The following is a 9655-nucleotide window of genomic DNA, read 5'->3' on the forward strand; positions in this document are numbered from 1 at the left end:
GTTCAAATCTCCGGGTGGGGTATCGGGTTGACGCCGTACTCCACGTCCCGGCGTAGACATCAAAATAATTCCGTCACTCCAGAATCCCCGTAGACCAAGGCACTCGGGACACGAGTTGACGGCTTTATTGAAAATCTCACCAAAATAATGTCGTCTACTCTCGTAGCAGACCTCGACTTCCCGCGGTAATCCCCTGATTTCTTGATTGAACCGCCCCGAGTTTTGTGGAGGCTCCAACTCTTGAGAGAATGGAGCCATGAACAAGAAGCCAAGCAAGTTTTCCCCAGAAGTCCGAGAGCGCGCAGTGCGCCTGGTACGCGAGCAGCGTAGCGAGCACCCGTCGATGTGGGCGGCCGTCGAATCGATTGCGCCGATGATCGGCTGCACGGCGCAGACGCTGTTGGATTGGGTTAAGCGCGACGAGGTCGACCGTGGAGAGCGCGATGGCGTGAGTACGGCCGAGCGTGAACGTATCAAAGCCTTGGAGCGCGAGGTCAAGGAACTGCGCCGGACCAATGAGATTCTCAAACTGGCGAGCGCGTTTTTCGCCCAGGCGGAGCTCGACCGCCGTTTCAAGTCCTGAAGGCCTTCATTGATCAGCATCGCGACACCTTCGGGGTCGAGCCGATCTGCAAGGTCTTGCGGATTGCCCCGTCGGGCTACCGACGCCATGCAGCACAACTTCGCGATCCGTCGAAACGCTGCGCCCGCGCGAAACGCGATGAGCTTTTGCAACCGGAGATCAAGCGTGTCTGGCAGGCCAACATGCAGGTCTACGGCGTGCCGAAGGTCTGGAAGCAGATGAACCGGGAAGGCATTGCGGTGGCACGCTGCACGGTCGGACGGTTGATGAAGCTGCAGGGCTTGCGTGGCGCAGTTCGCGGTAAGCGTGTTCGCACGACGATTGCCGAGGTGAGCGCGCCGCGCCCGCTGGACCGAGTCAACCGGCAGTTCAAGGCTGACCGACCGAATCAGCTCTGGGTGTCGGATTTTACGTATGTCTCGACATGGCAAGGCTGGCTGTACGTGGCATTCGTGATCGACGTGTTCGCCCGCCGTATTGTTGGCTGGCGCGTCAGCTCGTCGATGACCACGGACTTCGTTCTGGATGCACTTGAACAAGCGCTGTACGCCCGCCAACCGGGTGAGGACGGGACTTTGATTCATCATTCCGACAGAGGGTCTCAATACGTCAGCATCCGCTACAGCGAACGGCTGGCTGAGGCCGGCATCGAGCCGTCGGTCGGCAGCCGAGGCGACAGCTACGACAATGCGCTGGCCGAGACGATCAACGGCCTGTACAAGACGGAACTGATTTATCGGCGCGCCCCTTGGGAAACGAGGGAATCCGTCGAACTGGCAACGCTGGAATGGGTGGCCTGGTACAACCATCATCGGCTGATGGAACCGCTCGGCTATATCCCGCCCGCTGAGGCTGAGGCAAACTACTACAGGCAACTCAGAAATGCCGCTGACGTGTCCGCATTAACTTAAACCAACCAGCCTCCACGATTCCCGGTGCGGTTCAGTCGGCGATCCTGCCTATTGGCGCACAAGGCTTCAGTCGCTTCGCGAGATGGCTGAGCGCTACCGCTACCTGAAGCTCCGAGATCGCGCCGATGAGCTGCTCCGCGGGGTCGCGAAGCTGCAGTATTGGACCCCGTGAAGGTGCTTCGACCAGGGCTTGGATCCTATCGCGGCCGGGACGCGCGGCCCGTTCAAGCTCTCGGAGAAGTTGTCTTGAAAGCGCCTTTTATCACGACAGCACGATAGCACGCCCAAACTCGGGTTGTGCACAACATGTCACCGCGACCGCCGCGCTGCAACGACGTCGGGAGGGAATTGACACCGGTCTTCGCGGCGCCGGGCTCGGTGACAACTTTAAATCGCGGCGGACAAACCCTTGAGTTGACAAGGGTTTCCAGCTCTTGGGCGACTGCGAACCCGCGAAGTGACATTTTTGCTTCGCAAACGGTGACAACTTTGCTTTGGTCTACGGCGACGCTTTGGTCCGGCGCATAGTGTGGGTACCGTATGCGGTATCGTCGAGTCCAATCGACGCGACCCAGCGATGCACCATTCGGGCGTATTGCCGGATCGATAGATGCGGTGACGTATGCAACCGGCTCGGAAACAGAAAATCGGCGGCCTTCAGCCCTCGCGCTTCGATCCAAGCTTCGAGGCTATCACGGGTCTGTTCCGTGATCTCGAATTGGACCGGCCGCTGGGTCTTCTGCTGCATGACGGTGGCCCTCGCAGCCACGTGGCTTCCGTGACGGACGTCCTGAACCTGCAATCGCGTGAAATCGCACGCTCGAAGCTTGCTGTCGATTGCGAGATTGAACATCGCGAGCTCACGGACGTTCCACGCCATCTGAAGCCTCGTCCGGATCGCCCAAATTTCTCGGAGCTTTAGCGGCAGCTTCTGCCCGGTGAGTTTGCCCTTGTTCCATGGCACACGACCGCTAATGGCGACACTCTTGGATTTCATGACAATCTCCTTTTAGGCAAAGGGAGATTGAGTGTGCGCCGACGGACGGTCGCTACCCGACCCTCAACGGCCCATCAGCTCGCCAAGCAGCGGCCATTCGGACGCTCCTTCGCGCCTCACGAAATGGCGCTGCGTCTCACGACCGTTCCAAGACGTGGAACTCGTTCCTGAGGGTTGCGATCAGTTTCTCGACATCGTTCTTTTCATCGTCATGGAAGACCGTGCCCATGCCGAGCGCTCTTGGTGCAATCAGGTTCCCTCGATTGTTGTCGATGAAGATACTCTCGTCAGGCCTTATTCCGACACATCGTAAAGCATGTTCAAAAACAGCAGAACCGTCCTTTCCCGAGCCGAACTCGGCTGACACAATTATCGGGTTGAACAGGACATCGAGACCTTGCGATTTCTTCAGTGAATCGATCCGATCCCGCTTGTTGTCCGTGATGATGCCGAGGGAATACTCGGGCTTCAGGCTGCGCGCCAGAGCAAACATTGCGTCATTTTTCGGCGTGCTTTGAAATGCCTCTTCGAGCAATGAAAAATCGACTTTGCAACGTATCTCCGCGCAAACTGCATCCCAGATTTCGGCATGTGTGACCTTTCCGACAAGCAGGTCTGGGTTGTGTTTTTCGAATGCCTTGCGAACAGTCTCATACTCAACACCGGTTACTGTACTCAGATATCTGTTCGTAGTGAGCGAACCCGTTCTATCAGTCGTCAGCACCCCGTCGTAATCAAAAAAAATGGCTTTTACCACACCTGGAGTCCTTCGCGGAAAGAGAAATTTGCTTCACGGTTTCGTGGCACCGGCCAAGGCCAGCCCTGCATATCCCAGAGATTGTCTGCGATCTCTACGATGCTGTCGAATGATCCTGCCCAAGTTTCACGTACAGCATAAAGTTGAATAGTTTGATGCATGTACGGAGGATGGGATGCCGGAAACTGGAGTGCCGAGAAGGCAGTACTCGGAAGAATTCAAGTCCGAGGCGGTGAAACTTGCGGAGACTAGGGCAACACGAAGCGGCCCGGCGGCTGGGCGTGCCGGTGGCGACGCCGGGAAACTGGAGCCGAGGGCGGTGCCGTGCGCCGACGGGAAATGCGTCGGATCACGAAGTAGCAACCAGCGCTCCAGCAAGACGCGCGGAAAGCGACCTCAAGGCCGAGGCCCGTTCTGGATCGACAGCAGCCTGAGCCTGGTCAATCAAGGCAATTGAATTACGGGCGCATTGTCTCGGCGTAAATCATGATGAACTTGAATCGCATCGGTGACGAGACCGACCATGGCGGCAAGGTCGAAACAGGTTCCAGCACAATGCGTTTCGATGGCCGCTTTGTCGCTCGCAAAGGCGATCGTGTTTCGTGCCCGCAGCATCCCGAGGTGTCGCCGAACTTCATCGAGGAAGACGATGCGCCCATGACGGATGACGGTATCCCGATTGCCCGGCACGGGCATCAGGCGACATGCGGTTTGTCAGCTCATTTCTTGTCTTATCTGAAAGAGCCGCGTAGTTGGGGCGATCTTGTGCGCGACGCACGCGCACAAGATCGTCATCTTGCGACTGCCGCGCGGCCAGCTCGGGTCGGGTGGCCAGACGTCGCAACGCTGGCACGATCTCACCTACGGCGGGGATTGCGGCGCAGGCCGGGCCGGCCGTACCGATCGCTTGGCCGGGTCAGCTCGACAGCTCGTGCTGCCCTTCGAGATCAGGAGAGCTGCCTGGCTCAGATTCCGTCACCAACTCGCGATGAAGCCTGAGCGCCGCAACCGGCGAGTCGACGACGGCATGAGAGACGTTCCATCCCACAGCTCGACGGTCCACTTATCGCGCACGCGGCAGACACCGATCGTCCAGCCGCTAGGATGCGAATAGCCGCTCACGGGCGAAAAGTTATCAAACTTCCTGCTGTACGTGGAATCGAGGCAGGGTCACACTGTGCTGGCGCCAACGAGCGAACAGTAAATGATCGCTTGACGTGAGTTCGCTGTGCTCTAGGGAGTAGCTTTTGCTGGTGACGGCAAGCGATCTAACAAAGGAGTCCTTATCCGCCACAGATAGGCGATTGCAGCCACAACAAGCAGGGCATTGATACTCCACGTGCTAGCCGGGCCAAGCCACCGATATAGTTGCTCGTTCAGCGCGTTGGCGGCCAACATGCCAATTGCACCGACGACCGAAACCAATCCGTACGTTGTTCCGCCGAGCGATTTGTCGCCGAGCTTTGTCGACAGGTATTCGACTCTGAAGGAGATGACAATTTCCGCGATAGTGAATAGTGCTACGGCCAACACGAGGAGCACTGACACGCCAACGCCCGGAGAAAAGTATGCAATCGAGCCAAGTAGGAGAAAGAACGCGAGGAAGCACCAGAATCCAAGGTTGACGCCCGCGTTGGCGATGCGGCGGGCGCTTGTGAATTGCACGCCAGCAACAACAACCGCATTGGTCGTGAAAAGTATTCCGACCAATCCCTGATGACCTTGCTCCGTACTGAAGATCGGAAGTAAATATTCAAGATTAGAATAGAAATAGAAATAAATGAACTGCAGCAACATGACCCGCTGAATGCCGGGAAGTCGGATGACTCGAAGAAAGTCCGCCGGACGGATTGTAGAGATTCGCGCGGCTTCGAACGTTCGGTTTGCAACCCATACAATTGTACCTAAGCCGACGAACATCATGGTTACGCAAAGGCACGTCAAACTGAAATCCCAGTACAGAAAGAATGTGCCGAGAAGTGGGCCAATTGCGGCCCCAAGATTGAGTAACGCGCTTCGCAGGCTGATGACTGCTGTCAGACGTGAATCGTCTTCACGCACGGCGAAAAACAGCATCTTTCGAATAGCCATATTAAATAGGGAGCTACTCGTCCCATTTGCAAAGGCGGAGATTACGAAGCTTGACGGGCTGCGGTCGAAGAACAGAATCAGGAATGAAGTTGCTCTGAGCAGTATTCCGACTTGACTAATGAGCTTGGCTCCAAAATAGTCAGTTAGCACTCCGCCGACTAGCGTAAGGCCACGTTGGGAAAACATTCTCACCGAAACAAGTATGCCGGCAAATGCGACTCCGTAGCCGAGGTTCTTGCTTGTGTACACGGCGTAATACGGGATCAAGACATAATTTCCAAGGGCGAAAAGAAAAATCGATGTCAAGTTCGCTCGAACGGCAAATCGGGATTGCAGGTGATGCGGGTCCATATTGATGCGGTGATGACAGTAAGTTCAGTTGGTGGTATGGCGAAATGCGGATCAGCCCCAGAGCGCCGGACGCGGGGCGGATACCACGCCATCGCACCAGAGAGTCGGCTCGCGATCTGATGCGAGGAATGACGGTCCGTCGACATCGATGTACGTTGCCCGATCGAACAACATCGTTGATGGTGCCATGCCGAGTGACGTGCCAATCATGCATCCGAGCATGATCCCAAGACCGTGCGACTCTGCGATCGTTGCCGCTACCAGTGCGGACGAAAGCCCCCCGAGCTTGTCGAGTTTGATGTTGACGAAGTCATAACGCGAGGCGATAACCGAGAGGTCATTCGGGTCCGTAAAACTTTCGTCAGCGCAGATCGGCACGATGCGATTGAAGTGCGATAGCGCAGTATCCGATCCTGAGGGAAGGGGCTGCTCTATCAGCTCAACCCCGAGCTCCCTCATCGTCACGGACCACGTCACGAGTTGATTCATCGTCCACGACTCGTTGGCATCGACAATGAGCCGTGCGTTCGGTAGGGCGAGTCTTACCGCACGAACTTTTCGGTCATCATCTCTCCCATTCAGCTTTAACTTCAGCACTTCGGCTGAGCCGAACATCAGCGCTTGGCTCACCATCTCGTCGGGCGGTCCAGCACTGATTGTTTGGATCGTCTTCCTTGTAGTCGGTGTTTGCATTGACGCCATAGTCCACGCACGGGTCCCACAATGCTTTGCAGCAAGGTCCCAGATCGCGCTATCGAGCGCGCTTCGCGCTGCGCCCGACGGCATCATCGCGACGCGGCGCCCAACGTCGGTGGCCGTCAACACCCTGGTACCAAAGGCCTTTGCAATCTCACCGAGACACGAGCTGGCGCTTTCACCGAGGCTCCGGCTCGGAGTTGCTTCACCGCGGCCGGTATGTCCATCGGCAGCGATCTCGACAACTATCACTTCCACCTCAGTGCGAGAGCCGCGCGCGGTGACAAATGGGATTTTCAGGTCCCAGCGCTCAACCATGGTCGTCAGGTTGATATGTCCGGAGAGTGTGCTCAGCTGACGTTGCATGCAGATGCGTACCGAGGTTGGTCGCTATGGGATGGGGAGGCTAAGACACGCTCTTTCCCAGATAACTTCACAAGCAGTTTGTTGAGGTTATCTCGGACGGACGACCGACTAGGCCCGCTCACAATAAGATGACCAATACGATCGCGAGAGTCGCCATAGTGGAGGCCTTTACCGTGATCCATCCCAAGGTGCGCATCCAGCGCACCACCTTCAGCAACTATCGTCTCGAAGGTATCGCGTATCGCGGACGGTATTTCACCCGAAACGAGGAATGCAATACGGCTGACTCGGTTGCGCGTTCCGTTCAGACTTGGAGTTACTCCGACCGCCTTGAGAATTGCCGCCGACAGTAAGTCAACACCAGTGGCTTCTTCTACCAACAGGGGAATCAGATCACCAGCGATCCGCTGGTTCACTTCGATCACGGAGAGGCCATCACGGGTCACATGGAGCTCCACGTGGCAGCACCCCCAATCCAAACCGAGCGCCTTGACGGCGTCTTCCGCGAGTTTGCATGCCGATTGCGCAAGATCGCTTGGAAGGACGGATGGCACTTCGTGTCCAACTTCAAGGAAAACCGGTAATGGGCTAACGAATTTATCGCAGACCGCCACGGCCATGCCATCGAAGACTTCAACCGATACTTCGGGGGCACAGACGAACTCCTCGAGCAGGACCTTTTGTTGGATCGGTACGCCTCTATGGGTCTCTGTACGGGACAGCCAGGTTCCAGCGTGTACATTCAGTTCGTCGTCGGACGTGATGTACTTGACACCCACGCTACCAGCACCGCTGACGGGCTTGCAGACAAGCGGATATCCGATTTCTCGTGAAGCAGAAAGTGCTTCATCCACCGTACTACAGACGGCAAACTTCGGCTGGGGAAGGCCGTGATGAGCGAAGACGGTTCGCTGATTATGTTTATGTCTCGCTCTTCTCGCGGAGTCGACATGCGGGCCGGGCAGAGCCAGTGCACGTGCAACTGCGGCCGCCGCAGGAACGTAGAAATCGTATACGGTTGACACGCCGACGAACTCATCGCGCCGCTCATGCTGAAGAAGAAACTCGATCAATCGGCTTTCGTCGTTCGTGTCGACATGAAGAAGCCGAAGCTGAGGGATATCGGGAAAGTCGAATCGACCCGGATTATTGCTGATCACCCACGGCGAGTACCCTTGTTCGCAGAGCTTCTTGATCATCGCGAGACCGGTGCCGGTCGAGCTGCTCTCGATTAGAATAAATATCTTTTCCATAGGATTGCTGATTTATTTAATTTTTTGGGTAGGGATTCTCGGGCGCTTCTTCTCGTCAAGCAGAATGAATTCGCTGGTCTTTGCAGCTCAGTATGATATTGCTCGCACGCGCCAGCGCTCGGAATACCTCCGGGCCGACCCCAATAGCGGCGGGGATACCGAATTCACGAGCGCGGATACTCATATGGGAGTTTTCGCCACCGAATGCTGTGACAAAACCGTCAATCGGGTGGGTGAAAATCCAATCGTAACCGGGATCGGCACTCTCGATGAGCACGATCTTTCCGTTCAGGTCTGCGTCTGTTGATTCGCTACCGGTAAGCACAATAGGTGCGGCCGAGATTGTCTTGCCGGTGATGTAGTTTGGCTTCGTACCGCTTATCTCGAATGCGAAAAAATTGTCGGAATGGTTGAACACGGCGGGCGTTCGCACGCTCAAATCCTTCGCCCATACATCCTCGTTTTTCCGCCCCTTGGCCAGAAGGTCGACGTCTCGGCCGTACGATTCCATTGCGACACGGAGATCATTGAGGGATAGATGACTCAGGCAGTTGCGGCTTATCCCACGGGCAGCACCCCATTCAGTGAGGCGGGAAAGCGCTTCAGAGACTAAGCCGGCGTAGACATACTTCGACTGTTCTCTCGCGTGAATGGCGGCTTTCGCGAAAGTGATCAGTTGAAATGCGTCGAAGCCCAACTCGCAAGCGCGGAGCTGCGTAGTAATGTTTGAGATGAATTGACTTACGTCGGCGATGGGACTGCTTGCGTCCTTTCGCGCCTCCGTCCGCTTGAAGTATCGATCCGGAGCTTCATCGTAACGCTCGATTGTGACGTCGTAGGTGCCGGGGCGGACGTGTCCGTGTTGCTCCAAGAACGCATGAAGTTCCAGGTCTGCATAGTCATCCGCGATTTGCTTGCCGATCGTACGAACGCTAGCCGTCACTTGATCAGTCAACCCAGTAAGTCGCTCGTCGGCATGTTCGAGGTCCTTCAACAATGCAGTCGCGATGAATGCTGCTCGAGCGAGACCGGAAAATGTCTCGGCGACCACGCTTGCGTCGGAGATGCACTGCCAGAATGAGATAGCGGTGTCGCTTCGATCTGCTTTGTAACGTGCAAGTTTTCGGGCGTGCAGTGGCAAAAGATCGAGATCGCGATAAAACACGCTGCCTGGTGCTACGATCTGCTCGGTCAGCGACTTAAGTTGGTCGAGATATACCTTTCGTTCGATGTGGGACAGCGCGTCGGCCAAGTGGGGATAGGAGGAAAAGTCGACGTTGAGGTGCGGAACGTAACAGGTAGGGATAACCGCAAACTCGAGCTTGTCGTGCAAAGCCGGGTGATCCGAGACGTATCGGGAACACTGTTCAACGATGCGATGCGCAACGTCCGCTGGAACGCCGGCTGGAATGAATGATTCGACACTAGACGCCACGTCGATATAGGGACTACCACCGAGACAGATCATCAATTCGCGATGCCGAAGATCACGATACCCATACCGAAAGCGAGCAGAGGCCCAGTGGAGCAGCCCCCTGAAACGCCGGACACAGTCACCCACTTACAATAACGGGTAGGCATAAGACTGTGTTTTTGACTAACACCAGGCAGGAAGTGATGGAAGTGTTGACGGGCCCGGAGCGCCGGCGG

6 protein-coding genes, 3 pseudogenes and 1 other annotated feature are annotated in these 9655 nt (G+C 56.3%); of the genes and pseudogenes, 3 read left to right on the plus strand and 6 right to left on the minus strand.

The genetic code is table 11. The features are described 5' to 3' along the window. Positions 1 to 256: 256 nt before the first annotated feature. Positions 257 to 1494, plus strand: a protein-coding gene (locus H3O04_RS30685) for an IS3 family transposase (RefSeq protein WP_202589104.1) whose coding sequence is annotated in 2 segments (ribosomal slippage) — positions 257 to 548 and positions 548 to 1494 — 1239 coding nt in all. Because the reading frame shifts where the segments join, the coding sequence is not laid out codon by codon here. Next, positions 538 to 654: a sequence feature (AL1L pseudoknot), on the plus strand. It overlaps the preceding gene by 117 nt. 505 nt (positions 1495 to 1999) lie before the next feature. Here the strand turns inward: H3O04_RS30685 and H3O04_RS30690 are convergent. Continuing rightward, positions 2000 to 2491: pseudogene (locus H3O04_RS30690) on the minus strand (tyrosine-type recombinase/integrase); the annotation flags it as partial. Between the two features lie 136 nt (positions 2492 to 2627). Beyond that, a complete protein-coding gene (locus H3O04_RS30695) occupies positions 2628 to 3248 on the minus strand; it encodes an HAD family hydrolase (RefSeq protein ID WP_202589105.1) in 621 nt (206 codons plus the stop codon). A gap of 175 nt (positions 3249 to 3423) precedes the next feature. Between H3O04_RS30695 and H3O04_RS30700 the strand changes: the two are divergent. Together H3O04_RS30700 and H3O04_RS30705 are read left to right on the plus strand one after the other, a co-directional pair. Then, positions 3424 to 3655, plus strand: a pseudogene (locus tag H3O04_RS30700) (transposase); the annotation flags it as partial. A gap of 79 nt (positions 3656 to 3734) precedes the next feature. Continuing rightward, positions 3735 to 3987 (plus strand): annotated as a pseudogene (locus H3O04_RS30705) (PAAR domain-containing protein). Between the two features lie 494 nt (positions 3988 to 4481). Here the strand turns inward: H3O04_RS30705 and H3O04_RS30710 are convergent. The 4 genes from H3O04_RS30710 to H3O04_RS30725 all read right to left on the minus strand — a co-directional run bounded on the left by H3O04_RS30710 (position 4482) and on the right by H3O04_RS30725 (position 9338). After that, entirely contained in the window at positions 4482 to 5645 is a 1164-nt protein-coding gene (locus H3O04_RS30710) for an MFS transporter (RefSeq protein ID WP_202589106.1), read from the minus strand. A gap of 96 nt (positions 5646 to 5741) precedes the next feature. Next, positions 5742 to 6752 carry a dipeptide epimerase gene (locus H3O04_RS30715; protein WP_202589107.1) on the minus strand — a complete coding sequence of 337 codons (1011 nt, stop codon included), beginning with the start codon at positions 6750 to 6752 and terminating at the stop codon, positions 5742 to 5744. After that, a complete protein-coding gene (locus tag H3O04_RS30720) occupies positions 6737 to 8005 on the minus strand; it encodes an ATP-grasp domain-containing protein (RefSeq protein ID WP_202589108.1) in 1269 nt (422 codons plus the stop codon). Before H3O04_RS30720 ends, H3O04_RS30715 begins: the two co-directional genes overlap by 16 nt. 55 nt (positions 8006 to 8060) lie before the next feature. Continuing rightward, positions 8061 to 9338: a PEP-utilizing enzyme gene (locus H3O04_RS30725; RefSeq protein ID WP_202589109.1), complete on the minus strand. Its 1278-nt coding sequence runs from the start codon at positions 9336 to 9338 to the stop codon at positions 8061 to 8063. Positions 9339 to 9655: the final 317 nt, after the last annotated feature.

Origin of the sequence: Burkholderia sp. KCJ3K979, assembly GCF_016759955.1 — a bacterium.
Lineage (GTDB): Bacteria > Pseudomonadota > Gammaproteobacteria > Burkholderiales > Burkholderiaceae > Burkholderia > Burkholderia orbicola.